This window comes from Dermabacter sp. Marseille-Q3180 (genome assembly GCF_940792985.1).
Taxonomy (GTDB): domain Bacteria; phylum Actinomycetota; class Actinomycetes; order Actinomycetales; family Dermabacteraceae; genus Dermabacter; species Dermabacter vaginalis.
On sequence record NZ_CALNWU010000001.1, the window covers coordinates 1,260,416 to 1,286,432 of the forward strand.

18 protein-coding genes are annotated in these 26,017 nt (G+C 65.0%); 11 read left to right on the forward strand and 7 right to left on the reverse strand.

Features of this window, described 5'->3' with window-relative positions:
• Positions 1–45: 45 nt before the first annotated feature.
• The gene (locus tag NBW56_RS05655; RefSeq protein ID WP_250258331.1) at positions 46–1,362 is read left to right on the forward strand and encodes an ABC transporter substrate-binding protein; all 1,317 of its coding nucleotides are present in this window, start codon (positions 46–48) and stop codon (positions 1,360–1,362) included.
• A 133-nt stretch (positions 1,363–1,495) separates the two neighbouring features.
• Here NBW56_RS05655 and NBW56_RS05660 read toward each other — a convergent pair whose 3' ends face one another.
• Genes NBW56_RS05660 through NBW56_RS05670 form a run of 3 tightly spaced genes read right to left on the reverse strand, consistent with a single transcriptional unit; the run spans position 1,496 to position 4,637 of the window.
• Positions 1,496–2,434, reverse strand: a complete 939-nt coding sequence (locus NBW56_RS05660; protein WP_250258332.1) for a carbohydrate ABC transporter permease — start codon at positions 2,432–2,434, stop codon at positions 1,496–1,498.
• Positions 2,431–3,315: a carbohydrate ABC transporter permease gene (locus tag NBW56_RS05665; RefSeq protein ID WP_250258334.1), complete on the reverse strand. Its 885-nt coding sequence runs from the start codon at positions 3,313–3,315 to the stop codon at positions 2,431–2,433. The genes NBW56_RS05660 and NBW56_RS05665 overlap by 4 nt, the downstream gene beginning before the upstream one ends.
• Entirely contained in the window at positions 3,312–4,637 is a 1,326-nt protein-coding gene (locus NBW56_RS05670) for an ABC transporter substrate-binding protein (RefSeq protein WP_250258336.1), read from the reverse strand. The genes NBW56_RS05665 and NBW56_RS05670 overlap by 4 nt, the downstream gene beginning before the upstream one ends.
• A 230-nt stretch (positions 4,638–4,867) precedes the next feature.
• On the opposite strand from NBW56_RS05670, the gene NBW56_RS05675 reads away from it, so the two are divergent.
• Both NBW56_RS05675 and NBW56_RS05680 read left to right on the forward strand, forming a co-directional pair.
• Positions 4,868–5,716: an MBL fold metallo-hydrolase gene (locus NBW56_RS05675; RefSeq protein ID WP_250258338.1), complete on the forward strand. Its 849-nt coding sequence runs from the start codon at positions 4,868–4,870 to the stop codon at positions 5,714–5,716.
• 621 nt (positions 5,717–6,337) lie between these two features.
• Positions 6,338–8,095, forward strand: a complete 1,758-nt coding sequence (locus tag NBW56_RS05680; protein ID WP_250258340.1) for a pyruvate dehydrogenase — start codon at positions 6,338–6,340, stop codon at positions 8,093–8,095.
• A 55-nt stretch (positions 8,096–8,150) separates the two neighbouring features.
• On the opposite strand, the gene NBW56_RS05685 is transcribed toward NBW56_RS05680, so the two are convergent.
• Entirely contained in the window at positions 8,151–8,909 is a 759-nt protein-coding gene (locus NBW56_RS05685) for an IclR family transcriptional regulator (RefSeq protein WP_065248576.1), read from the reverse strand.
• Positions 8,910–8,971: 62 nt separating this feature from the next.
• On the opposite strand from NBW56_RS05685, the gene hutG reads away from it, so the two are divergent.
• The 8 genes from hutG to NBW56_RS05730 all read left to right on the forward strand — a co-directional run bounded on the left by hutG (position 8,972) and on the right by NBW56_RS05730 (position 18,700).
• Positions 8,972–10,015: a formimidoylglutamase gene (hutG, locus tag NBW56_RS05690; RefSeq protein ID WP_250258342.1), complete on the forward strand. Its 1,044-nt coding sequence runs from the start codon at positions 8,972–8,974 to the stop codon at positions 10,013–10,015.
• Between the two features lie 43 nt (positions 10,016–10,058).
• Positions 10,059–11,525, forward strand: a complete 1,467-nt coding sequence (locus NBW56_RS05695; protein WP_250258349.1) for a purine-cytosine permease family protein — start codon at positions 10,059–10,061, stop codon at positions 11,523–11,525.
• The gene (locus NBW56_RS05700) at positions 11,522–12,139 is read left to right on the forward strand and encodes a cysteine hydrolase family protein (protein WP_502799326.1); all 618 of its coding nucleotides are present in this window, start codon (positions 11,522–11,524) and stop codon (positions 12,137–12,139) included. Before NBW56_RS05695 ends, NBW56_RS05700 begins: the two co-directional genes overlap by 4 nt.
• A gap of 92 nt (positions 12,140–12,231) precedes the next feature.
• A complete protein-coding gene (locus tag NBW56_RS10140) occupies positions 12,232–14,220 on the forward strand; it encodes a choice-of-anchor M domain-containing protein (protein WP_284346093.1) in 1,989 nt (662 codons plus the stop codon).
• Positions 14,217–15,827, forward strand: a complete 1,611-nt coding sequence (locus NBW56_RS05715) for an anchored repeat ABC transporter, substrate-binding protein (protein WP_239378999.1) — start codon at positions 14,217–14,219, stop codon at positions 15,825–15,827. Before NBW56_RS10140 ends, NBW56_RS05715 begins: the two co-directional genes overlap by 4 nt.
• 28 nt (positions 15,828–15,855) lie before the next feature.
• Entirely contained in the window at positions 15,856–16,992 is a 1,137-nt protein-coding gene (locus NBW56_RS05720) for a choice-of-anchor M domain-containing protein (protein ID WP_239379001.1), read from the forward strand.
• Complete coding sequence (locus tag NBW56_RS05725; RefSeq protein WP_250258356.1) at positions 16,989–17,801, forward strand: anchored repeat-type ABC transporter ATP-binding subunit; 813 nt, start codon at positions 16,989–16,991, stop codon at positions 17,799–17,801. Before NBW56_RS05720 ends, NBW56_RS05725 begins: the two co-directional genes overlap by 4 nt.
• Positions 17,801–18,700: an anchored repeat-type ABC transporter permease subunit gene (locus tag NBW56_RS05730; protein WP_250258358.1), complete on the forward strand. Its 900-nt coding sequence runs from the start codon at positions 17,801–17,803 to the stop codon at positions 18,698–18,700. The genes NBW56_RS05725 and NBW56_RS05730 overlap by 1 nt, the downstream gene beginning before the upstream one ends.
• A 60-nt stretch (positions 18,701–18,760) precedes the next feature.
• Here NBW56_RS05730 and NBW56_RS05735 read toward each other — a convergent pair whose 3' ends face one another.
• The 3 genes from NBW56_RS05735 to NBW56_RS05745 all read right to left on the reverse strand — a co-directional run bounded on the left by NBW56_RS05735 (position 18,761) and on the right by NBW56_RS05745 (position 25,978).
• Positions 18,761–20,125: a carboxylesterase family protein gene (locus NBW56_RS05735; RefSeq protein ID WP_250258360.1), complete on the reverse strand. Its 1,365-nt coding sequence runs from the start codon at positions 20,123–20,125 to the stop codon at positions 18,761–18,763.
• Positions 20,126–20,176: 51 nt separating this feature from the next.
• Positions 20,177–21,979, reverse strand: coding sequence for an ABC transporter ATP-binding protein (locus NBW56_RS05740; RefSeq protein WP_250258362.1), 1,803 nt, complete (start codon positions 21,977–21,979; stop codon positions 20,177–20,179).
• Positions 21,980–22,132: 153 nt separating this feature from the next.
• On the reverse strand, positions 22,133–25,978 hold the full coding sequence (locus NBW56_RS05745; protein ID WP_250258364.1) for a phosphodiester glycosidase family protein: 3,846 nt from the start codon (positions 25,976–25,978) through the stop codon (positions 22,133–22,135).
• Between the last annotated feature and the right edge of the window lie 39 nt (positions 25,979–26,017).

Here is a 26,017-nt window from a genome sequence, read left to right on the forward strand (position 1 = left end):
ACTTCCGCCACTCTCCGCAATCCCTACACCCCAAAGGAGACCATCATGGCTACATCCCCAATCGCCCGCCGATCCCTCCTCGCCGCTGGCGGGGCCGCCTTCGCCGCCGCCGCCGCAGGATGTGGCGGCGGAAACAAGGCCGTCATCAAGGACGCCACGAACGAAATTGGCGACGACCCGAAAAAGATCGAAGGCACGATCACCTATGCCTACTGGGACATCAACCAAGAGGCGATGCTCAAAGACGTCATGAAGGCCTTCAATGAGAAGTACCCGAACGTCAAGGTTCAGCTGAATATGGTGCCGTTCAAGGACTACTTCACGAAGCTTCGCGCGCAGGCTTCGTCGAAGGCTCTCCCCGACGTGTTTTGGATGAACGGACCGAACTTCCGCTCCTACGCCGAAAACGGCCAGCTCGCTTCCCTCAAAGCCCTCGTCGACGACGGGCTCATCGACCCGAAGAAGTACCCGAGCGCACTCGTGGAGATGTACACGGTCGACGGCGAGCTCTTCGCGACCTGCAAGGACGTTGACTGCGTGGGCATCTGGTACAACAAGAAGCTCTTCGACCAGGCCGGCGTTGCGTACCCCGACGAGACGTGGACCCTCGAGACCTACAAGGAAAAGGCACTCGAGCTTACCGACAAGCTTCCCGACGGTGTGTGGGGCTGCGCCGAGGTGTTCTCTCGCACCGCGTCCTACTACCACTCGATCGCCATCAACGGCGGCTGGGTCATCTCTGACGACAAAACGAAGTCCGGCTACGACGATCCTAAGACGATCGAGGGCGTGAAGTTCTGGCGCGACCTCATTGAGATCGGCGCATGCCCCAGCCGAGAGTTCCTCGCCGAAAACTCGTGCTACGGCATGTTCGAAGGCGGGCAGGTGGCCATGCAGTGGTCGGGCAACTGGCGAGTCGGCGCGCTCATCGGCTCCTCCGTCAAGGACGATTGCGCCGTCGCGTACCTGCCCGGCGGCGACGACCGCAAGACCGCCGTGCACGGCCTCGGCCACGTGATCTCTGCAAACACCAAGAACCTCGCTGCCTCCCAGGCCCTCGTCACCTTCCTCGCGGGCGAAGAAGCCGCAAAGATCAGCGCAGAATCGGGCATCGCGCTGCCCGCCCTCGAAGGCACCCAGGATCCGTACGTCGACGCCCAGCCCGGTTACGACCTCAACGTTTTTGTTGACCAGGCAGAAAACTACGCCGTGCCGTTCCCCGTCTCGAAGACCTGCCCCGAATGGGAAGAGCTCGAGGGCGAACACCTCTCGAAGGTCTTCGACGGAGAGATCTCCGCAGAAGAAGGCTGCAAGGCACTCGCGAAAGCCATGAACGAGGTGCTCAAGAAGGAAAATAGCTAAGCCTTCGAGCGCGAGTGCACGCGCACTGGCCCGCCTCCCCGGTTGGGGAAGCGGGCCAGTAGCGTAAAAGGAGGTGCCGCATACAGCATGCAACCGTCGGACCCCCAAGCCCTAACCGGGCTCAGACGCGCAGCTATCCCTTAACCGAACCCTCCGTGAGGCCACCGCGCCAGAAGCGCTGCAACACGAGGATGAGGATCGCGAGCGGGATCACCGACAGCAGCGCGCCGCCGGTCGTGAGCTGGAAAAACTCCGGCAAACGGTCTGTTTGCGCGCGCCAGTTATCGAGGCCCAAAGTGATCGGGTAGAGCTTCTCATCCGCAAGCATCACGAGTGGAAGGAAGTAGTTGTTCCAGATCGCCACGAACTGGAACAACAGGATCGTCACCACCGCCGGCGTGAGCTGGGGAAGGGCAAGCCTGTGGAACAGCCCAATCTCGCTGACGCCATCAATTCGCCCCGCTTCGAGCATCGAATCCGGTACAGCTGCACTCGCGTAGATTGACGCGAGGAACAGACCGAACGGGCTCACGAGCGAGGGAATGAGCACCGACCAGTACGTGTTCGTGAGACCCACGCTCGAGAACAGGAAGAACAGCGGGAGCGCGGTTGCGGTGCCCGGAACGAGCACGCCGCCGAGCACGAACGCGTACACGGCCCTGCGGCCGGGGAAGCGGTATTTCGCGAGCGCATACCCCGCGGCGACCGCGAAGTAGGTGGCAAGCACCGAGCCAATGCCCGAATAGAGCAGTGAGTTCAGCGCCCAGCGAGAGAAGATCCCACCGTTTGCCGTGAACACGGCCTTGAGGTTGTCGAAAAGAAGGAATTCTTTTCCGAACCAGAAACCACTCGTGCTGAAGAGATCCTCGGTCGATTTCGTCGCGTTCACGATGACCCAGTAGACCGGGACGAGGAAATAGATCGCGACGATCGCGAGGAGCGCCGTCACAATGATCGTCGTCGCCGGCTTGCGGCCAGCCGAGCGGGCACCCGAACGCTGATCCCGTTCGAGGCGAGCCGCGCGCTTCTTCCGCTCGCGTGCGCTCAGTTCAGTCGGGTGAATAGTGCTCATCGCTTCCTCTCCGCCCACGAGGACACCCCGAGAGCAATGGCCGAAAGAACAAAGGCCGAGACCGCGATGATCACGGCCTGCGCCGCCGCCATCCCCACCTCGTTGTACTGGAACGCGTATGCGTACGCACTCATGTTGGGCGTGTACTCATTCGTGATGCCCGAGCTCATCGTCATGAGCAAGCGCGGCTCGGCAAACAACTGGAGCGTGCCGATGATCGAGAAGATGATCGTGAGCATAAGCGCCGGCCTGATGAGTGGCAACTGGATCGACGTCACGATCTTGAGCGGGCCCGCGCCATCGATGCGCGCCGCCTCGTACAGCTCACCGGGAATGGCCTTGAGCTGGGCGATGATGATGAGCATGTTGTAGCCCGTGTACGTCCACGTCACGATATTCGCGATCGACCACAGCACCATGTCGGGGCTCAGGAAGTCCACGTTGAGCCCCACGATCTGCAGCGCATCAACGATGGGGCTCAGGCCCGGGATGTACAGGAACGACCAGAGGATCGTGGCGATCACGCCCGGGATGCCGTAGGGCAAAAAGTAGGCGCTTCGAAAGAATCCAGGCCATTTCGCGGCGGCGCTCTCGAGGAGGAGCGCGAGCACTGTCGCGGCAACGATCATGACCGTCACCTGGACGACGCCAAAGAGGATCATGCGGCCGATCGACGCGACAAAATTTTGATTGGCGAGGGCGGCGATGTAGTTATCAAAGCCCGCGAACGAGCTTTCGATCCCGCCTTCGCCAAGGAGACCGCGACGCTCGACGGTGGTGAAGCTGTAGCCCACGGCCATGATGATCGGCACGACCATCGTGCCGATGAACAGCACTAAGAACGGTGCCATGAGTGCCCAGGGTGCCCATTTCGCTTTCATCGCGCCTCCTCAGCGTTGAGGCCCATGCCTTGCATGATCTCGGTGATGTCTTTTTGCGTGACCGCGAGGAGATCCACGAGGGGCTGCTCACCGTTAATCGCCTTGGTCATGCCGGTTCCCACGACGTCCATGAAGCGTTGCATGAGCGGCGCCCACGTCCATTCGAGGTTCTGCCCCTTAGCCATGGGGGTGATGACGTCCTGGTTGTAGTTTTGACCCGAGAAGAACTCGGAGGGCTGAGTGCGAGATTCACCGATGTACTCCGCCGACGGTGACCAGCCAATACCGCAGTTCTCAATCATCGCGTCGATCCCCTCGGGAGTCGTACACATCCACGTGCAGAACTCGAGGGCTTCGGCCGGGTGCTTACTCGTGGAGAGGATCGCCGCAGATGAGCCGCCGTGGGCACCCGAGGCGTAGCCATCGTCCCACGTGGGCATGGGCGCGACGGCCCACTTACCTTTGGCGCCAGGCACCGCTTCGATGAGGGCATCGCTCCACGATCCGGAGATCGTGCTGAGCACCTTGTCGTCACCGGTGGCGGCCATCCATGGCGTCGAGAAGGCTCCGTAACCGGTACCCACGAGTTTGTCGGCGAGAATGCCGTCCCAGAACTCGGCGACCTTGAGTGACTTCTCGTCGGTCATGTTGATAATCCAGCCATCGCCCTCCGGCTTGAACCACGTGGCTCCGGCTTGCATGGCCCACATCACGAAGTAGGAGCCGTCGCTCGGGTCAAGCGTGAAGATCGATTTTCCTGCGTCCTTGACGGCACCCGCGACCTCGCGAAACTCGTCCCATGTGGACGGTGGCGTAAGGCCAAGCTCCCCTTCGAGCACTTCGCGGTTGTAGAAATTTGCGACGGGGCCCGTGTCTTGCGGAACGGCCCACACCGACTCGCCCACTTGGGCCTGCGCGAAGGCACCCGGATCAAATTTGTCTTTGACAATCCCGTAGCGCGAGAGGTCCACGAGGGCGCCCGCGAGCGCGAACTCGGGAACGGAGCGAAGCTCAACCTGTGCGATGTCGGGGCCGCCACCCGCGGCGACGGCGGAGAGAATCTTCGCGTAGCCGCCGGCCCCGCCGCCCGGAATCCACGAGGCTTCCACGTGAATGCGGTCTTGGCTCTTATTGAAGACGTCCGCGACCTTCTGGAGGTCCTTGACCCACGCCCAATAGGTGAGCTTCACGCGGTCTTTCGAGGGTGGGATCGTGGCTTCGGCGTTGACGGAGCCTGGGTTGGGTGGGGCGCAGCTCGCGAGCACACCCGCGAGGGCAGCGCCACCTCCCGCGAGCGCAGTGCGCCGGGTGATGGGTTTCATGAGACCTCCTTGTCGATCCGCAACGGTGCGGCCCTCGACTTCGGGTCGGCCCGCACCCCTGCGGCCTGCATCACAGTGATGTCATCATACGTCCGCCTCGAAGGGACAGCGGTGACTAGCTCACTATTCGACCGCGCGAGCGGAAGAAAACGCCCTAGGTATCGCGATCTTCGGGACCTTTCACACGGTTACTTTCTCCGGGAGGGCGATGCGACTGGAACAATGGGGCCATGGCTGAACTGGTGGACATCGCACCCGGGATTCTCGTGCACACTTCGCGCAAGGACGCACTCAACAGCGTCGTTCTCGCCTCGATTAGCGAGGCGATGCTCGTAGATCCGGGCTGGGAGGCAGAGGAGCTCGACGACCTCGCGGCGCAGCTCGCCGAGCGGGGCCTCGCCGTCATCGCGGGCTTCGCCACCCACGCCCACCACGACCACGTGCTGTGGCATCCCTCTTTCGGGGACGGGCCTCGTCTTGCCTCCGAGGCGACGGCGCGCCTCGCCGAAGCGGAACGCGAAGACCTCCTCGCCCGCGCCACCGCCGATGACGCCGCGCTCGCTTCGAGACCCGAGCTTCTCGGATCTCTTGGGCGCCTCTCCCCCACCCCGCAGGCCCCGGCCGATCCGCACCGCACGTGGCTCCCCAAGGGTGCAGCTCCAGATGGTTTCGCGCCAGAATTGCTCACTCACGACGCCCACATCCCGGGTCACACCGCGCTGTGGCTTCCCGAGCAAAGGATCCTCATCGCGGGTGACATGCTTTCGAGCACCGAGCTTCCCTTGCCCGACCTCGAGCACTCCGACCGCCGCGCGCGCACGCTCCAGACGCGAAGGCTCGACCCCTTCACCGCCTACCTCGAGGCCCTGAACCTCCTCGAGCCCTATGCGCGAAAGGCACGCCTCGTTATCCCTGGCCACGGCCCCCTCGGCACCGATGCCCTCGAAAGACTCGAGCGGGATCGGGCCTACCTCACGGCGATTCTCAACGGGGATGACCCTCGCGATGAGCGTCGGGCAACGCGGGGCATGGAGGCGTGGCATGCGCGGCTCGTGGAGGCGGCGGTGGAGCGCAGGTAACCGTCGGATCCCTCCCCAACCGAGGTGGAGAAAACTGCTGGTGCGCGCCCACAATCACTCTCAAAACCCGGTTATCGACGCCCTCGATTGAAAGCGAGCAGAAAAAGGAAACCCCCGGCCCGCCACAAACGGCGGAACCGGAGGTCAATCCCTTTACCCTTATCCCCGCGCGAAGGAGTCACGTTTCACCGTGATCCGTGCGCGATGAGTTAAGGCAACTACGTCTTCCTTGGAAAATCCGGAATGCGCGCTCACGATTGGCTGCAATTCCTGCAATCTTGCTCAAAACCCGCACAAAACACCAGGCCAGAGCGTTGCATTTCCGCCGCCACGCACGGCAGTTCACACGAAAAAGTTCGAGCGGTTCCGGTGGCACGCCGCAGGCGTAAGCACATCGCGGCACGGGCGAGTGCGAAGGCCCCAGTCCGACGCCACCTTGTCCCAAAAATTGCTAATTTCATCAATATGTGCGCCGGCTCACGCCAATAACGTGACCTTTGAAACCTCAAGCTGCAATGGACCAAAGTCCCGCCTACGCTTAAAGCGTCACAGACTCAACGCTGGTCTTTTCGGCGTTTTCGCCGCTGGCCAGACGAACATCCGCGAAAGGGATGAAACTCCATGGCGAAAAAGACACTCGCCCAGCACACCGTCGATCAACTCGTTGCTATGGGCGTCGAGCGCATTTACGGCGTTGTCGGCGACTCCCTCAACCCCATCGTGGATGCCGTGCGCACAACCAAGGGCATCGAATGGATCCACGTGCGCAACGAGGAAGCTGCGGCTTTCGCGGCAGGCGCCGAGGCCCGCGTGACGGGCAAGCTCGGCGTGTGTGCAGGCTCGTGCGGGCCGGGCAACACCCACCTCGTGCAGGGACTCTACGACAACCATCGCGACTCGGTCCCAGTTCTCGCGATCGCCTCGCACATCCCGAGCGAAAAAATCGGCACGGGCTTTTTCCAGGAGACCCACCCCGAACTCCTTTTCAACGAGTGCTCGGCCTTTTGCGAAATGGTCAATTCCGGCAATCACGGTGCGCAGATGCTGCATAACGCGGCACAAACCGCACTCGCGAAGAAAGACGTGTCGGTTCTTGTGATCCCTGGCGATATCGCAAGCCAGGACGTCACGATCGAGGCCACCCGCACCCTCACCACGACTTTCGGTGCGGTTCAGCCGCAGGCTTCGGTCGTTGAGGAGTTCGCACACCTCGCAAACTCGGCCAAGAAGATCACGCTCTTCGCAGGCGCGGGCATCGAGGGCGCACGCGCGGAAGTCCTCGAGCTCGCCGACACCCTCAAGGCCCCGATCGGCCATGCGTTCGGTGGCAAGGAGTTCATCCAGTACAACAATCCCTTCGACGTGGGCATGAGCGGCCTGCTCGGTTACGGCGCCGCCTACGAGGCCACCCACGAGTGCGACCTGCTGATTCTCCTCGGCACGGACTTCCCGTACTCGGAGTTCCTCCCGCACGAGGGGAAGCCGAAGGTCGTGCAGATCGATGCGGACGGCTCGCGCCTTGGCCGCCGCGTGCCGCTCGATCTGGGCATCCACGGCGATGTCGCCCTCACGATTCGCGCACTCCTTCCGCAGCTCAAGCAAAAGAAGAACCGTTCGTTCCTCAACTCGATGCTGCGCAAGCAGGAGAAGGAACTCACGCACGTCGTGAACTCCTACACGAAGCGCGCTTCGCGCCTCAAGCCGATTCACCCGGAGTACGTCGCGAGCCTCCTCGATGAATTCGCCGACGAGGATGCCGTGTTTACGGTCGATACGGGCATGTGCAACGTGTGGGCCGCACGTTACATCGAGCCGAACGGCAAGCGTCGCATCTTCGGTTCGTTCCGCCACGGCACGATGGCGAACGCCCTCCCCCAGGCGATCGGTGCCTCGGCTGCGCAGCCGAACCGCCAGGTCATTTCGATGAGCGGCGACGGCGGCCTCGGGATGCTCATGGGCGAACTTCTCACCGTTCGCCTGCACCAGTTGAACACGAAGATCGTCGTGTTCAACAACTCGAGCCTCGGCATGGTGAAGCTCGAAATGCTCGTGCAGGGCCTCCCCGACTTCGAGACCGACCATGATTCGGTGAACTTTTCGAAAATCGCCGAGGGCGCCGGTATCCCCTCGATCCGCATCGAGAACCCCAAGACTCTGCGCAAGGACCTCAAGAAGGCCCTCGCGGCACCCGGCCCGATGCTCATCGACATCGTGACCGATCCCGATGCGCTCGCGATGCCTCCGAAGATCACGCTCGAACAGATGAGCGGCTTCGCAACCGCGGGCGGCAAGATCGTGCTCGAAGGTGGCGTGGGCAAGATGGTCAATCTTGCAAAGTCGAATGTGCGCAACATTCCGCGCCCGGGGGCGTTCTTCTAAGAGCGTCTAAGGCCACGCCTCGGCGGGCCCGTGCTCACGCAAAAGGCGGTCTCCCTTAGGAGATCGCCTTTTGCAGTTGGTCGGCGGCGATGCGCACGGATTCAAGCATGTCGAGGTCGCGCGAGGAGTCGCTTCCCTGCCACGTGACGGCCACGGCTGCGACGGGCCACTTGGCGCCATCGAACACGGGGAGGGCAACGGAGCGGTGCCCGTCGAGAACCTCGCCGTTTTCCACGGCATAGCCGCGAGTGCGCGTGTCGCGAGCATCGGCGAGCGCCCGGGCAACGGGGAAGGCTGGGCCAACGTCGGCACCGAGATGAGGCTCGAGCACGGTTTCTCCCGTGAACACCGCGGCGAGTTGATTGGCGGGCAGGGCACTGAGGATCGCGCGCCCGCTTGCGGTGAGGTGTGCGGGCACGCGCACACCCACGTCGGTGGGGTATGACGCGGGCTTGTTGAGTCGTGCTTCAACCACGTAGAGAACGTGGCGCCCCTGCAACACCGCGACGTGGGAAATTTCGCCGACCCGATCCGTGAGGCGTTCGGTCACGCGTTTGCCAAGGCGGGCGAGCGGGGCCTGGCGGGTGTAGCCGAAGCTCAGCTCATAGGCGGACGGGCCAAGGCCGTAGGCGTGAAGGTCCGGGTAGTGCAGAACGAAGCCCTGGTCGAGGAGTTCGGCGAGGATGTCGTAGGTGCTCGAACGAGGAATATCGAGTTCGCTCGCGATGCGTGAGGCGGCGATGGGCCTCGAGCGCTGTGCGAGGTAGGTGAGGATCCTCAGCGTTGAGGCGGCTGCGGGTACTTTCGACGGCATGGGGGACACACTATCGGGCGCGCCTGGAGCGAATCTATTTGGATACAGTCCGCGCACCCATAATGGAGGGCGTGAACACGTTGAGCAGCATCGAAAGCAGTCCGTGGCAGGGTCGGGTCGACGGTGAGGGGGCGGCGCATGCGCGCTGGCATCAGCGCGTGTCGCTCGTGAGTGAGGGGCGCCCGCCCGAGGGCCCGCACGTGGCTCTCGCGGGCTTCGCCTCGCACGAGGGGGTGCGCCGAAATCATGGTCGCGTAGGCGCTGCGGAGGCGCCGCGGGCTTTGCGTTCGGCTCTTGCGGGCATGGCACTTCACGGCCCGCTCGGCACGGGCGAGGCGGCTCTCGTGGACTGGGGTGACGTGGCGACGGTCGGCGAAGCGCTCGAGGAGGCGCAAGCGGAGATGGGGCATCTCACGGCCCGTGCGCTCGGCGCGCAGGGGAATCGCCTCACGCTCGTGCTCGGTGGTGGTCATGAGACCGCATGGGCGAGTTACCTGGGGCTGCGCGAGCACTTGGGTGCGTGCGGGTCAGCGAAAGAAAGCACGCCTCGCCCTGGGGGCCCGGGGTCCGACGCATGCCAGCTCCCGTCGTGGGGTGTTCTCAACCTCGATGCCCACTTTGATCTTCGCAGTGCTCCCACGCCCACGAGCGGGACTCCGTTCTTGCAGATGGCGGAGGCGGAGGCGGCCGAGGGGCGCGCCCTCAACTATGCCGTTTTGGGTATCGCGGAGCCGGGCAATACGCGCACACTGTTTGAGACCGCAGATGAGCTCGGCGTTCAGTACCGCACGGATCTCGAGTGCCTTGAGATGGGCGCCGCGGGTGTCACGCGTTTCGTGGAGGAATTCGCGGCGAGCGTGGATGTTCTCTACCTGACGATCGACCTTGATGTTCTTCCCGCCCACACGGCCCCGGGGGTCTCGGCACCAGCAGCTCTCGGCGTGGATCTTCCCATCATCGTGGCGGCGGTGCGGGCAGCGGCGGCGTCGGAAAAGCTCGCACTCATGGACGTTGTCGAGTTGAACCCGCGCTTCGACATTGATGGACGCACGGCAAAATCGGCGTCCCGTCTCGTGAGCGAGGCCACGCATCTCGTGGCTAGCTGACTAGGATAAGGGTCACCCCTGTCCCTGCACCCGAGGAGATGCCATGAGCACCCAGGCAACCCCCGAAAACCTCTCCTCGAGCCCCGGCCTCATCGAGCACCAGGGCATCGAGATCGTCGCGGAATCCGAACGCACGGCGAAGCCAAGCGACCTGTTTTGGCCGTGGTTCGCCGCGAACATCTCGGTGTTTGGCATGAGCTACGGAAGCTACATCCTCGGTTTCGGCGTGAGCTTCTGGCAGGCCACGCTCGTGACCCTCATCGGCATCCCGATCTCGTTCTTCCTGTGTGGCCTGATCGCGATTGCGGGCAAGCGCGGGAGCGCCCCAACGATGGTGCTCTCTCGTGCGGCGTTTGGCGTGCATGGCCAGAAGGTTCCCGGAATCGTCTCGTGGCTCACCTCGATCGGGTGGGAGACGTTCCTGTCGATCATGGCGGTTCTTGCGACGGCAACCGTGTTCTCACGCCTTGGCCTTCCCAGTGGCACGCCCGTGCTCGTTGCCGCGACGGTTGCGGTTGCTGCGCTCATCGTCGTCGCGAGCGTGCTCGGCTACCACACGATCATGAAGCTGCAGTCGGTTCTCACGTGGATCACGGGCGCCATCACGATCCTGTACGTGCTCCTCACGTTCTCTCACATCGATGTCGACGCGATTCTCGCGGTCCCGAACGGCACGCCGCAACAGGTCATCGGCGCGCTCGTGATGGTCATGACCGGCTTTGGCCTCGGCTGGATCAATATCGCCGCCGACTGGTCGCGGTACCAAAAGCGCGAAACCTCCGACGGCGCGATTATCTGGTGGAACACGTTCGGCGGTGCGATCGCCCCGGTGCTCCTCGTGTTCTTTGGCGTGCTCCTCGTGGCCTCGGATCCCTCACTGAGCGATGGCATCGTGAATGATCCGATCGGCACGCTCGCCTCGATCCTCCCGATCTGGGTGCTCATCCCGTTCTGGCTCACCGCTGTCCTCGCGCTCGTGTCGGGGGCCGTGCTCGGCATCTACTCCTCAGGCCTCACGCTGCTCAGCCTGGGCATTGATATCCCGCGCCCCGCTGCGGCCGCGATCGACGGCGTGATCCTCACGGCGGGCACCATTTACGTGGTGTTCTTCGCGCACGACTTCCTCGGCCCGTTCCAAAGCTTCCTCATCACGCTCGGTGTACCGCTCGCGGCATGGGCGGGCATTCTTATCGCCGATATCCTCACGCGCCGCGTGGACTACGACGAGCAGGCATTGTTCGATGCACGCGGCCGCTACGGCTCGGTCGATTGGATCTCGATCGCGACGCTCATCGTGTGCTCCATGCTCGGCTGGGGGCTCGTGGTCAACGGCTTCGCGGAAGCTGCGGCATGGAACAACTGGCAGGGCTACCTCCTTGGCCCGCTCGGCGGGCGCGATGGCAAGTGGGCGGACGCGAACCTCGGCGTTCTTCTCGCACTCGTCCTCGGCTTCGCTCTCACGTTCGTGCTGCGCCGCGGCACAATCCGCCGGCAGGAGCTTGGCCAGTGAGCGGGTTTCCGACGCCTGTAGGCGCCGAGCTGACTCCTCACACTCACGTAGATCCCGCTCACGACTCCTCGAAGGCGTGGCTCCTCGTCATTGATCCGCAGGTGATTTTTGCCGAGCAATCGTCGGACTGGGCCTCCCCCATGTGGGAGGCGGCCTGGGCGAATATCGCGCGCCTTGCGGAGGCGTTCGAGGGGCGCGTGATTCTCACGCGCTGGATTCCGACGGCGGACCGCTCGACTTCGTGGGGCGAGTATTTCGAGGCGTGGCCGTTTGCGGATGTGCCCGCGAGCGATCCACTGTACGACCTCACCCCCGAGGCGGCCGCGCTCGACGCCCCACACGTGATTGATGAGCCAACGTTTGGCAAGTGGGGCGCCCAGCTCACGGCGATTACGGGCGGGAGTCCGCATCTCGTCGTGGCGGGAGTGTCGACCGATTGCTGCGTGATCTCGACAGTTTTGCCCGCGGCCGATTCGGGTGCGTGGATCACCCTCGTAGGCGATGCGTGCGCGGGCTCTGACCAGGGAAATCACGAGCGGGCGCTCTCAATCATGGGACTTTTTGCGCCGCAGGTGCGTATCGCCACAACGAACGAGGTGCTGTCCCTGGGTTGACGGGAGGAGGCTCCCTATGTTGTTAATGATAGCGACTCTCATTAACAACCGTTGCTCGCGGTTTTCGCCGGGCGACATAGAAAGGTGCTCCCTTGGTCCAGACAGCCACGGCGCCGGCGCGCACTCGCGCCGCGTTGCGCGCGCTCCTCGCGGCGTTCGCTTCGCTCGCCGTTATTCTCATTCCTCTCGGCTCGGCGCACGCCGCCGAGCGCCTCGTGATCGATTCCGGCCACGTCGATGCCTTCAACGTCACCGCTGAGGGCGACGCGCTCAAGCTCGACCTCAAGGAAGACGTCACGGGCTCGCACAAGACTCACGCTGCCGAAGACGTCGAGCTTCACGTGAAGTCGGCGGCGCTCAAGGATCTGCCGAAGGGTGTTCCCGGCGCCCCGAAGGCCTACTGGCTGCCGATCACCCAAAACCAGAACCTCCTCTGGCCCGGCTGGGACACCTTGGGGATCAAGGGCACGGGCTTTGATGAGTCGATCAAGCTCAAGTTCGACAAGGTCGAGGGGCCCGGGAACATCCACCTCATGGGCGCTGACAGCTTCGGTGCTATCACGCCGCTCCTCGAGAACGGCAGCATGGACCTCAAGTCCGGTTCCGTGCGCGACCAGTCGTTCGCTGCTCACACGCACGCGCACTGGGTCTTCACGAAGCCCGGCGTGTACACGCTGACCCTCCACGCCGAGGGCACGAAGGGCGGCAAGAAGGTCTCCTCGAACAAGGCGACCTACACCTTCACCGTGGGCGATGAGTTCAAGGGCAAGGCCGACGCCAAGGCTGAAAAGCCTGCACCGGCTCCTGCCCCCGCACCGGCTCCTGCCCCCAAACCGGAGGACTCGACGACACCGGAGAAGCCGTCGGACACCGCACCCACCGCGGAAGCGCCTGCGCCGAAGGACTCCACCAAGCCTGCCGCGCCCGCAAATCCCGCACCCGCGGACAAGCCGAAGCCTCGCACTTCCACGCCGAAGGCCAAGGCGCCGGAAAAGCCCGCCGCACCCGCGCCGAAGGCGAAGCCTAAGGCTAAGGCTGCGGCTCCGGAGGCCAAGACGCCGGCAAAGAACGCTGCTCCCGCAGCACCGGCGATGCCGGAAGCCCCCGCTAAGGAAGAGCCGAAGGCGCCCGTGTGCACCGCGACCGAAGTCGTGCGCGACGCAACGCAGGACGAGGTCAAGGCCGCGACGAGCACGTCGAAGGCCAAGGTTGGCGGCTCGTACACGATTCCCGCGAACACGCACGTGCACCCCAACTGGGTGTTCTCCAAGCCCGGCACCTACAAGCTGAAGATTCGCCAGAGCGCGAAGGGCAAGGACGGCAAGACCTATTCCGACACCGCGACGCTCACGTTCAACGTGGGGAGCAGCTCGCGCGCCACGAGCGGCCACTTCGACTTCGGTTCGCGCTTCGAGAACGGCGCGCTCATCTCGTCGATCAAGGACGACCGCAAGTCACCCGCGCAGTGGGTTGACCCCTCCTCCATCTCGTTCGGCCTCGGCAACGCCGCAAAGGCAAAGGCCCCCGCGGGCATCGAGTACATCGCCCCCGCCGGCTCGGACGTGTGGATGATCGGCTCGACTCAGGCCCCGAGCGTTCCGTGGGTCGGCGCGAACTCGATGCACCCCTCGATCATTCAGAACACGACCGGCGAAATCACGCAGACCCTCGTGTCCGCGAGCGGCCCGGGCAACGTGGGCGTGTTCACCGCTGGCAACTTCGGCCAGATCGTTGGCCAGAAGTGGTACTCCTCGACCGCCGGTTCGGGCTCGAGCGTGAGCGCCGCAAAGGACCGCAAGAGCGCGAAGATCGGCCAGATCTTCAAGGACGGCAAGGGCTACAAGATCGTCGACCTCAAGGGCAAGACCAAGGACGGCGCCGACTGTGAGCTCACCGCCGACCAGATCGTGGAGGCGGGCGGCTCCGCCGACTACGCCAAGTCCGTGACGGGCGACGCTCCCGCGGGTTCCGCTTCGGGTCTCCCGCGCACGGGCGCTGAGGTGACCGGCCTCGCCGGCACCGCCGCAGCGCTCATCATCGTGGGCGCTGGCACGGCAGTGGCGAGGCGCCGCTTCCAGTGACCTCCACCCCTCAACTGCGGCGGCGCTCCGTGCTCCTGGGCGCCGCCGCCTGCTCTCTCGGCGCGATCATTCTGCCTGGCCGCACCGCGCGCTCGAGCGAGGATCCTCGCCCGCGCGTCGTGGCAACGACCGGCATTCTCGCCGATCTCGCAAAGAACGTCGCGGGTCCCGATGCACTCGTCACGTCCCTCATCCCCGAGGGCGGCGACCCGCACTCGTTCGAGCCGCTCCCCCGCAACGTCCGGGACATCGCGTACGCCGATCTCGCGCTGTCGAACTACCTCATGCTCGAGGAACAGGCGCTGATCCGCACGATCGACGCGAACCTTCCCGCTGGCTCGACGCATCTCGCGCTCGCCGAGGAAGCCTCGACGCGCGGTGCCACAATCATCCCGCTCGTCGAGAACCGCTCTCTTGACACGGTGTGGCTCGGCCTTCGCGTCGCGGGCCGCGAACGTGGCGCCGGGCGCCTCACGCAGGTGCGTCTCGCCCTTGCCGAGAGCGACGGCCCCGGCGACCTGCACGGGTACGTGACCGGAACGTTCGGGGAGCCTCAGCGCGTCTTTGATTCGTCCGACGGCGTCTCGGCCCGCACCGATGCCATCGACCTTCCCATGGATGCCCACACGCACATGAGCTGGGCCTTTACCAAGGCAGGCGTGTATCGCGCGCGCTTCAGGGGAACGTGGAGCGGTGGAGCGCTTGGTGCCGACTCCTCCGCCGAGGGCGATGTCTGGATCTGCGTCGGCATCTCCCCCGAGGAAGCGTCGAAGAAAGGCGCCCATGCCTCCCTCGCGAAGCGGCGGGTGATTTCCGCGGGCCACGCCGACATCACGGTCGACGTGCCCTCTGACGCGCTCGTGATGCGCATCGACGACCCCGAGGCCGACGGCGGTACGCGCGACATCGCGCTCGACGACATGGTGATCCACGTGCCTCCGAAAGCGCTGCTTCCGGTCCCAGCCGATCCCGCCTTCCGATTCATCGCCCGCGGCGGAACAGACGTCTACCAGCTGCCGCAGGCTGTGCTCGGCAAGCACGTGCACGGCGAGATCGACCCGCACCTGTGGCAGGACGTCACGAACGCCCAGGCCTACGTCGAGGTCATCCGCGACCACCTGTGCGGCCTCGACCCGGACCACGCGGGCGGTTACCGCTCGCGGGCGGCCACATACCTGCGCGAACTCGACGACGTCGACTCCTACGTCCAGCGTTCGATCGATTCAATCCCGAAGGCCGGCCGCGAACTCGTGACGACCCACGACGCCTACGGTTACCTTGCGAACCGCTACGGGCTTCGGATCGCCGCCGTTGTTTCCCCCTCACCGGGGCAAGAACCCTCCATCGCGGATCGCCGCCGCCTCGCCGCCACTCTGCGCGACCTCGCCCCGAAAGCGGTCTTCCTTGAAGCCACAGCGGGACCGGTATCGACGAGCCTCGTTGATGCCGCCCGCATGGAAAAGATTCCCGTCCAGCCCATCTGGGGCGACTCCTTCACGCGCGAGGTCAATACCTACGCCGCGATGATGAGGGCCAACGCCGACTCCCTCGCGAGGGGGCTCGGTGGAAAACCCCTGGGCGATGGCGACCGGCAAGCGTCGGAATAACACCCTCCTACCAACGAAAGATGAGCTCATGACTTCCCGTTCTTCTCGCGCCCTCACGCGACGCCACTTTTCCGCCCTCGGCGCCGGCGCACTCGGCGCCCTGGCATGCGCCCCCGCTGCCCTCGCGGCACCCGCACGGCCCCTCCCGCTCGATCCGACCGACGGCGCGACCGACGGTGCCGACGACCCGGCTCTCAAGCAGAAGGTGAGCGATGACGAGAAGATCGTCGAGGGCGAGAAGGTCGTGATCGATGCGCATCACGTCGATCTCGGTCCGCGCCTCATCGACGGTGAGTGGATCTTCGCCGCGCGTGACGACACGGGGGAAACCCCCACGTGGCGCATGCTCGAGGACATCGTTTTCCAGGTTCATGACCAGGGTATTCTTCCCGTTCCGGACGATGAAGCGTACTCGTTCATCAAGGCGGAACCTGGCTCTGAGGTGTACGTCGTGCCCCAGACCGAAGTGTCGGGCGTCGTGTGGCTCGGGTGGAATACGCAGGATCCCGCTGTCGTCAAAGCATGCCCGCGCGGCGTCACGCTGCGCTTCACGCACGTGTCCGGTCCCGGGCACTTCAGCCTGTTCCTCCAGCCGGGCAACTTCGCGCCGCCGCAGCAGCTCGCCGATGGCGACACGCTCGAGCAGACCCCCGCCGACGTGTTCGTGGACATCAACACGCACACGCACGCGAACTGGGTGTTCACGAAGCCCGGCGTGTATCTCCTCGCCGTGGAGGCGGTGGCCGAGGGCGAGGATGGCACGAAGTACTCCGCCGGCGGCACCCTGCGTTTCGCGGTCGGCGATGCGACCGCACCGGATGAAGCGATGCAGGCGACGCCCGCATGGGGCAACGACGGTGCACCGGCCGCGGGAAGTGCGAGCGATGGCGGGTCCGACGCCTCCTCGGCTCCCGGCGCCGCGAAGGATGACGCGAAGGCCAAGCCCTCGAAGGGCGCTGCCGATGACGGCGCGAGCGAAAAGACGAGCTCGAACTCGCTTCCGTGGATCGTGGGCGGCGGCGCTGCCGTGGTTGCTGCCGCGGGCGGCGGAGCCTACGCGCTCAACAAGAAGAAGAATGAGCGCGCGCGAGCCGAAGCCGAAAGCGAAGCCGCAGGCGCCGGCTCTTCGACCGCGAACCACCCGGGCGAAGGTGGCAGGAAGTGACCTCCGCTCTCGGCGCACGCCCGCGTGAGGCGGCTGGCGCGACCGCGGCGGGCCACGCGGATCGCGCACGTCCGCTGTCGTGCTCGCAGCTGCGCGTCAATCTCGGTGGGCGCACGGTCCTCGACGACATCAGCCTCGATATCGAGGCGGGAAGCGTCACGGTGCTGCTCGGGCCGAATGGCGCCGGTAAAACCACCCTCGTGAAGAGCCTCCTCGGGGTGCTCCCCCTCGCTTCGGGAACCGTCGAGGCGCGCGGGGAACGTGCGTACGTTCCGCAGCGCAGCGAAATGGAGTGGGATTTCCCCGCGACCGCGCACGACGTGGTCATGCTCGGGCTTATTCGCAAGCTCAGCCGCTGGCGCTCCCCCGGCAAAGAGCACTACAAGGCCGTCGCGCACGCCCTGTCAAAGGTCCGCATGGACGCGATGAAGGATCGTCCGATCGGTGAGATGTCGGGCGGTCAGCGCCAACGCGTCATGATCGCTCGCGCACTTGTGCTCGAGCCTGCCGTTCTTTTGCTCGACGAGCCTTTCACGGGGCTCGATATGCCTTCGCAGGAACTCCTGAGCGACCTGTTCGTGTCGCTCGCGCGCGAGGGCTGCGCCGTTGTCATGTCCACCCACGACCTCACGCATGCGCTGCACGTCGCCGACCGCGTGGTGCTGCTCAATCGCCGAGTGATCGCCGATGCCCCGCCAAGCGAACTGCGCGACCCCGAGCCGTGGCGGGAGACCTTCCGCGTCTCCGAGCACTCACCTCTTCTTACGCACGTCGCCTCCGCGGTCGACGCCGAATCGAAAGACCATTGATGCTGACTCCTCTCGACTTCCTCACCGACCTCACGAACCCGCAGCTGACGTTCCTTCCGAAGGCTCTTGTCGTGTCGATGCTCGCAGCGCTCGTGTGCGCTGTTGTGGGCACGCACGTGGTGCTGCGCGGCATGACATTCATTGGCGATGCGGTCGCCCACGCGGTGTTTCCGGGAATCGCGGTGGCGTTCGTCCTCCAGGGCTCGTTCCTCGTGGGCGGCATTGTCGCGGGCGTCATCACGGCGATCCTCATCGCCGTTTTCGGTCACCATCACCGGTTGCGAAGCGACGCCGTGATCGGCGTGTTCTTCGTCGCGGCGTTTGCGCTCGGCATCGTGGTCATGAGCCGCGCCCCCGGCTACGGCGGTTCGCTTTCGAGCTTCCTGTTCGGGGCGATCACGGGCATCGAGGATTCGGCGCTCGTCACCTCCGCGGTGTTCACGGCGATCGTCCTCGCCCTCCTCGTCATCCTTCACCGCGACCTCGTTGTCGTCGGCATGGACCGCGGCTACGCTGCGGCACTCGGCCTGCCCGTGATGCTCCTCGACATCGCCCTCTCGGTGCTCGTGACCCTCGCGGTCGTCATGAGCATCCACACGATCGGCAACATCCTCGTCCTCGCCCTCCTCGTCACGCCGGCGGCCTCGGCGCGGATGCTCACCGACCGGATCGTGCCGATGATGGCGTGCGCGGCGGCGATCGGCATGGGCAGCGCCCTGCTCGGCGTGTACTTCTCGTGGGCGCTCGACCTTCCGACGGGCGGCACGATCGTGCTTGTTGCGACGGCGATCTTCGTTCTCTCGTGGGCGCTGAGCCCCCGCCACGGGGTGCTGCGCAACAAGCGCCGGGGCGAACTCGATAACGGCGCCGAGGGAACGGAGCTCGAGGCGGCGGTCTAAGGTTTACCGTTCGCCGACCCCGCTCGCCGGGGCATCACCCCGGCGAGGAGGTCCGGCTTCCTAGGCAGCGTAGCCGCGAATCACTCGCGGCTCCTTCGTGAGGGGGTGGTCGCTCGCACCGCTCGCAAACTGGGTGAAGTAGCGGCGCAGGTCAGTACCTGCACGGTCAATCTCCTCCCACGTGGCCCCCTCGAACGGGAGCGCACTTCGCCACGAGTCCTCGCGAGAAAATAGCAGCGCGATGTCCGTGACGTGCGGGGAGCCGAATGGGTTGCCGGGCACGCTCCACGGAACCACGGCGCGGTGGGCAACACCGCCGGCCGCGCCCCACTCGTGCGCGAGAAAGTCGATGCCTTTCGTAAATACAGCCCTGCTCGCCGAATCCACGAACGTCCAGTACGCCCGCTCCCCCACGCGCGGAAGCCCCCGCAAAAAACGGGCGAAAGGCATCGAATGCGCGAAGAAGCTGCTTTCGGTTCCCACCGCACTGATAAGGAGGGGCACCTTGGGCGCGATCGCGTGCCACGCCGCGAGCACGCTTTCCTCCGGCGGAAGCGGGTCGTGGCCGTATTGGACGCCGAACGGCATCGACCCCGCGTAGCCGAAGGGCGCCGCTGCCGTTTCAATGGCCTTTTGCGCCGCGAGCAGGTCCTCGATGGGCGACTCGCGCCTCACGCGCTTCTCAAGAATCCTCGCGCTGAGCGCGTTCATGCGGCTGCGCCCCTCGCGGATCCCGAGCGGCGGGCTGAGCGCGATCGCGCGGTCGAAGAGCAGCTCCTCGTCGCGGCCTTCGAGGATCGCGTGCCCCATGGCGGCGGCGTGGTGCAGGATGGCGTCGGCCCCCGCCGACTCCCCGAGTGCCGTCACTCGCGCAGCGTCCCCGCCAAACGACGAAATGTTGCGCCGCACCCACCGAAATGCCTCCGCCTGGTCGAAGAGCCCGAGGTTCGCGGGGCCGAGCGAGGAACCGAGGAAGCCAAGCACGCCGAGGCGATAGGAAACGGTCACGACGATGACTCGCCGCTCAGTCACCCACCGCGCGGGATCGGTGAACGCCGAATCGCCAGCCCCGGCGACGTAGGAGCCGCCGTGGATCCACACGATCACGGGAAGCTTCTCGCCCTCCCGGATATCACCGGGAAAGGTGATCGAGAGGTTTTGACAGTCCTCGCTCACGGGGAGGTCGCGAAGCTCCGGCCCGAAAATGGGCGGCCCTTCCACGGGATTCTGCGGCGACGAGGGGCTCCACTCGCGTGCCTCGAACTTCCCCAGATCCCGCACGGGAACCGGCTTGTCGAAACGTTCGGCGCGGGCGTACGGAATCCCCGTTGCGCGGATGACCTCGCCGTCGCGCCACCCGGTGATGCGCCCGGCCGGCGCGTCAACCACAATGCTCTGCTCTCGTGAAAAACGCTCGGAAGTCACGACACCATCGTACGAACGCCCGTCGGCGTCCTCGAGACTTGCCTGGGGATCTCAGCCGGTGATCCCGAACCTCTCGAGCAGCTTCTTCGCCTCGGCGCCGCCCGCGTTCTGAAGCGCGAGCAACTCCGCGTAGATGCCACCCGAAGCCGCGAGCTCAGCGGGGGTGCCGATCTCGTCAATGCGACCATCGCGCAGCGTGATAATCCGGTCGACACCCGCGATCGTCGAGAGGCGGTGGGCGATGATGATCGACGTGCGGTTCTCCATGAGCGCATCGAGGCCCGCCTGGACCTGCCGCTCGGCTTTCGTATCGAGCGCGGAGGTCGCCTCGTCGAGAACGAGGATCGGAGCATCCTTGAGCATCGCGCGCGCAACCGCGATGCGCTGGCGCTGCCCGCCCGAAAGTTTGAGGCCGCGCTCCCCAATCAGGGTGTCGTAGCCGTCGTTGAACCGCTCGATGAACTGGTTCGCGTTCGCGCGGCGAGCCGCCTCGCGCACCTCTTCATCGGTCGCGTTGGGGCGGCCGTAGGCGATGTTCTCGCGGATCGTGCCGCTAAAGAGCGCCGCATCCTGGAACACGACGCCCACGCGCGAGCGCACCACGTCGATCGGAAGCTCGTTGACGTTGTGGCCGCGAAGGCGCACCTCGCCCGTGCGCGTGCGGTACAGGCCGAGGATCAGGTTCACGATCGTGGATTTACCGCCGCCGGACTCGCCGACGAGCGCGACCTTCTCCCCCGAGTCCACGTGGAAGCTCATGTCGTGCAAGACGTCGTGGTTCTCTTCGTAGGCGAAGTTCACGTGGTCGAAGACGATGCGCGGGGCACCCTCCACCGCCTCCGGGAACGATCGCCCGTCGGCAAGCGTCGGCCATACCTCGACCTTCGTGTCCATGACCGCGAAATAGTCTTTAGACCCGGCAACCGCGCGCTGCGACGTGTCCACGACCCAGCTCATATTTTCGATCGGGTTGCGCACGAGGTTCATGAGCTGGATGAGGATGACCATGTCACCGACCGAGAAATCGCCCTGAACCGTGCGGATGAAGATGATGAGGTACAGCACCGCGAACGCGAGATTAAGCGCCGCGAGGCGGTAGACATCCATCTTGTGCCAATGGACCGACTGCTCTTTCGTGATCGCGTCGGTGCTGTTGAAGCGCTTCGTGAACGAGGCAAGCTCGCTCTTTTCTCGCACGAAACTCTTGACGACGCGGATCTGACCCACGACCTCCGCGAAGCGGCCCGAGGCAATGTCGATCTGCTCGTTCTTCTCACCTTCGAGTCGCTGCCACTTGACGCTCGTGAGGGAGGTCAGCCACAGGTACAGCGGGAACATGATGAACAGGATGAGGGCGAGCGGCCACCAGTACCACGCGCTGATCGCGAGCACGGCGATCGCGGTGATGATCATCGAGATGAAGGCGTTCGAGGCGATCTTCGCGAACGTTCCAATTTCGGCGATCGAACGGTTCAGTCGCGAGACGATCGTGCCCGTGAGTTCTTCGTCGTACCAGCGCTGCGGGAGGTTGAGCAGCTTGTCGTAGTAGCGAACGGAGAGCATCGCGCGAAGGCGGTTGCCCATAACGTCACCGAAGTACCCGCCAATGTTCTGGATGAGCGCACTCGCCATGAACGCGACGAAAATCCACACGGCCGTCACGATGATGTCGTGCAGAGCTTCGTCGCGCGTGAGCGTCCCCGCCACGGCCGCGGTTGCGGTATCGGTCGCCGAACCGATCAGGAACGGGATCACGAGGGTCATCGCGGTCGTCAGGAGCGCCGACACGACGATCAGAAGATAGAGCGGCCACAGCTCGCTCGTGAACCGGAAAATTCTCGAAAGTGCCTTCACCCTTCCAGGGTAGGCGAGGCCCGACGGTTGCCGAGCGCACGTCGTTTCCCCAGTGTGAGGAACTGCTCCCACTTTCAATAATGGAGTGGGCGCCGGCTCGCGATAATCGCGACGTCGGCGCCCCTTCGTTTCCTCAGGTGAGGACCATTCTCGTTACTTCATGCTCTCCTTGCGCGAGCGCGCCACGAGCACGCTCCCGAGGCCAAGGAACATGAGGCTTGCGAGTGCTCCTCCAAGCTCGACGCCCGTGCGTGGGAGGGACGCGTGGGATACCGCCGCTGGAGTGACAACTCGCGCGGGGCGTGATGCCGTGCCGGAATCGGCGACACCCGACTGGGCATCTTCACGATTCGCGCCCGTGCCCTGCTCGGCGGGGCTTTCGGCGACGCTTCCATCATCAGTGGGACCCTCGGCGGTGGTGCCCTCGTCCGTAGGCTGCGCACCCTCGGGTCCTTCAGCGTCGGCCGCCTCATCATCGTCGGCGGGAGCGGGCTCGGTGGGCGCCACACCGGTATCCGACGGCTCCTCGGCGGGATCCGGCTTCGCCGGAGCGCTCGCGCCCTCAACCGTGATGCACTGCGAGTGAGTCCGGCCGTTGACCTCAACGACAAGTTCGGCGGTGCCCGGGCGGATTGCGGTGACCTCGCCCGTCTGGGGGTTCACGCGGATCACGGCGCTTTCGTCAGCAGCCTCGGCTGCCTCGGAACCATCGTCAACGACGACGCCCTCGCCGTAATACTGTGCGGTCACGGGCCACGCGACGGGAACCTTGCGGCCATCCTGTTCGATGACTGCCGAGAACTCGCCTGTCTCGCCCTCCGGAAGGATCTTCGGGAGCGTGAGGGTGACCTCGTCGACCCAAGGCTTCACCTCGGCGGCAAGCCAGTTGACGCGGTCCGAGGTCGTGGGGTTCGAGCCGACCTTGCCTGCGCCCGGGTTGATGCCGAGCATCGTCCAACCGGTGAAGCCGCCCGTCTCCGGCGTACCCGCGGGGTTCTTCCCGGAGTTGCCATTGACGAGGTAGGTGACGCCCTCGACAGCCGCGCCGTGGAACACGCCAACGTGGGCGTTCACCACCGCAGCAGATTTTCCGGAGCGATCGCGGAACTCGCCAAGAACGCGCTCGAGTTCCCGAGCCTCGCGCTGGTCAGCGAGCTGGCTCGACTTCGAGGGAAGCGGATCGCTCGGCGGATGGTGGAAGAACACGACAATGCCCGTGAGGGTATCCGACTGCTCCACGTCCTTGAGAGCCTTCTCGAGCGCCGCAATCTGGTCGATGCCACCCGAGCGGAGCGAGCCTCCCGCGGTGTTGAGCGTGAAGATCTTCGTGCGGCCGAGGTCGCGGTCGTGGCGGGTTGCGCCGAAGGCATTCTCGAAGTTCTCGATTTTTCCGCCCATGATCTCGTGGTTGCCGGGCACGTAGATGTACGGAATCGACGGATCCCATTCCTCGTCGAGGATCTTCTTCGCAAGCTCGTAGTCCTCGGGGGTTGCCTCATCAACAAAGTCACCGTTGATGATGAGCAGATCGGGCTTTTCCGCCTTGATCTCGCGGAACGTGCGGCGGGCGCCCTTGACACCATTCGACTCGGGGGCGCGTGCCACGAATTGCGAGTCGCTCATGACCGCGATGCGCTGCGCACGATCGTCGACCGAGCCGACCGTGAGGAGTGCCGGGTCGTGGATGGCCTTGTCTTCGCTCGCCTCGGCGGACGTGGTCGTCGTTGCGGTCAGCGCCGAGACGGTCAGGTCGCCCTTGTATTGCGCGTCGGGGCGGGTCTCCATGAAGCGAAGACGCTCAACGGTCAGCGGCTGCGCGAGCCCCTCGGGAACGGTGAAGACCACCTGGTTCCAGCCATCGAACGTGATGTTCTCACCGTTAATGTTCGTGCGGGTACCCTTGCCGTCAACGACCTGGAGGCGCGGCCACACGCCCGTGGCATCGCCCTTGACGGTCGCGGTGAACGCGAGGGTGTTGCCCTCGATCTTCACGGGCTCGTTCGCCACGAGGTAGTAGCCGCGGGTCGCGGTCGACTGCGTGAAGTCATACTGCAAGCGGACCGCGGGGTCCTCTCCGTTCTCGCCAGTCGCGGGCTCGATCGAACCGGCGGCACGAGCGTTCGCATCGCTGAAGTTCTCCACGGCCGAGAAATCGAAGACCGGTGCCTCCGTGTAGCCGAAGCTCACGGGGACCGTCGTCTCGACATCGCCCACACTGAAGGTCACGGTGCCAGCTTCGGCATCGCCCGTGCCGGCGATCGCCCACGTGCCAAGCCCATCGTCGGTCACGGTAAAGCCATTGCTGGCCTCGACCTTGACGTCCTGGGTTTCGATGCGGGCGCGGCGGCCGTCGGAATCAATACCCGTGAGGGTGAGGCTGCGAGTCGAATCGGCATCGGGAAGACTCAGGGTGCGGGCGCTCGGACGCAGCGCGAGGAGATCGCCGAGAACACGTACGTTCACCGAGTCCTCGTGAACACCGGACTTATAGGTCACGGTGGCGCTGCCGGGCTCGACACCCTCGACAACCGCGGTTCCCGACACGGTCGGGGTCACTGTGGCGGCGCCCTCGGCCGTGTATTCACCTTCGACGGCGAGCGGAGCAAGGTTCTTTCCAAGCCCCGTGCCCTCAATCGTGCGGTGAAGGCCCGGGAACACGGCGTTCTCGCTCTCGAGGGCGATCGAGAGCTGCGCGTCCGAAAGTTCGTCCTTCGGGGCGCTCGAGTAGAACACGAGGGCGTCGGAAACGCTGCGGACATCGCCGTCGGAGGGGGTGTTCCACACCGCGGGGCCGTCGTCGCCAGCAGCGCGCGCAATCATCGCGGAGGAGCCGCCGCCGTCGAGGTTCACGGCGTTATACGCGCCGAGATCCTTGAAAAGCTGACCGAGCTCGGGGAGGGTCATGCCGTGGGAGTTGGCGCTACGGCCATCGAGCACGATCGCGAAGGCTTTCGAGCCGTCCTTGCTGACGCCGATCGCGGTTCGCGGGTGCGCGGTTTTGACGAGGGGGTCGTCATTCATCGCCATGACCTCGCCATTTTTGAGGATTTGGTCGCTGCCCTGCACGCCCATGTCGACGTTCTGGTCAGGGCCGATCGCGACGTCCACCTTGTCGCCAACCTTGAGCGCCGCGACCTTGTCGGCACCCTCTTCGCGGCCGAGGAGGAGCTGCGCGCCCTCGGGGATCTCCTGCTCCCCCACACCCTTCTCGACGATGCCGCTCGCCTTGACGACCTTGCCGTCCTGGACGAGGGCGTAAGCGGCGTGAGCGCTCACCTTGTCGGGTCCGCCGATAGGGCGATCGAGCGTGTAGGAACCCCAGCGCGAGTTGTACACGCCGATCTGACCCTCGGGGATACTCGGGTCGTTGAGGGTCGCAAGCTCAATCGAGGAACCGTCGGCAAGCGTGGCCTTACCCGAGGTCGTGAGCGCCTGCACCACGGCCTTGCCGCCAGCGATCGTAAACGCCGGGCGCTTGCTATCCGAGCCAACGACCGACTCACCATTCGAGACCGAGCTATAGACCGGCGCATCGCTGAAGTTAATGTCGAAGAAGGCCGAGTTGATCGCGGCAACAGCCTGGTCGCCGCGCTCGCCCGAGGTCATAAGCTCGCCAAGCGGGGCGCGGCTTGCGACAGCACCGTTGTCCACGATGTCCATCGACAGGGTCTGCTCGGTGAGATCCGCGGTCAGTACGCTTCCCTCGTTCCACCCCGCGCTCTCGAGGCGCGAGAAGGTCGTGAGGTCGAGACCCGGTGCGACGCGGCGCGTCTGCGAATCCGCAAACACGCCACCCTTGGCAACGTCGTCTTCGCTTGGCGCGGCCTGGGCCGTGGCCGGCGCGAGAACGGAGGGGGAGTCGGCGGGGAGGGCAAAGCTACCGGGAACGGCGATGGCAAGGGCCGCGGCAATGGCGAGGGCACGAAGGCCACCGCGCGTGCGGCGAGAGCGCGAAGCGCCGGCGGGGGCAACCTCGCCCGGGGCGGGGATACGGGGCATGATCTCTATCCTGAACTCGAGAAACAGTGTCAAGCTCAG

Coding starts and splice junctions, on each gene's coding strand:
- NBW56_RS05665 (WP_250258334.1), bottom strand. CDS start 3,315: ATGAAAGCGAAATGGGCACCCTGGGCACTCATGGCACCGTTCTTAGTG.
- NBW56_RS05655 (WP_250258331.1), top strand. CDS start 46: ATGGCTACATCCCCAATCGCCCGCCGATCCCTCCTCGCCGCTGGCGGG.
- NBW56_RS05720 (WP_239379001.1), top strand. CDS start 15,856: ATGACTTCCCGTTCTTCTCGCGCCCTCACGCGACGCCACTTTTCCGCC.
- NBW56_RS05660 (WP_250258332.1), bottom strand. CDS start 2,434: ATGAGCACTATTCACCCGACTGAACTGAGCGCACGCGAGCGGAAGAAG.
- NBW56_RS05670 (WP_250258336.1), bottom strand. CDS start 4,637: ATGAAACCCATCACCCGGCGCACTGCGCTCGCGGGAGGTGGCGCTGCC.
- NBW56_RS05685 (WP_065248576.1), bottom strand. CDS start 8,909: ATGCCGTCGAAAGTACCCGCAGCCGCCTCAACGCTGAGGATCCTCACC.
- NBW56_RS05695 (WP_250258349.1), top strand. CDS start 10,059: ATGAGCACCCAGGCAACCCCCGAAAACCTCTCCTCGAGCCCCGGCCTC.
- NBW56_RS05730 (WP_250258358.1), top strand. CDS start 17,801: ATGCTGACTCCTCTCGACTTCCTCACCGACCTCACGAACCCGCAGCTG.
- NBW56_RS05745 (WP_250258364.1), bottom strand. CDS start 25,978: ATGCCCCGTATCCCCGCCCCGGGCGAGGTTGCCCCCGCCGGCGCTTCG.
- NBW56_RS05675 (WP_250258338.1), top strand. CDS start 4,868: ATGGCTGAACTGGTGGACATCGCACCCGGGATTCTCGTGCACACTTCG.
- hutG (WP_250258342.1), top strand. CDS start 8,972: ATGGAGGGCGTGAACACGTTGAGCAGCATCGAAAGCAGTCCGTGGCAG.
- NBW56_RS05680 (WP_250258340.1), top strand. CDS start 6,338: ATGGCGAAAAAGACACTCGCCCAGCACACCGTCGATCAACTCGTTGCT.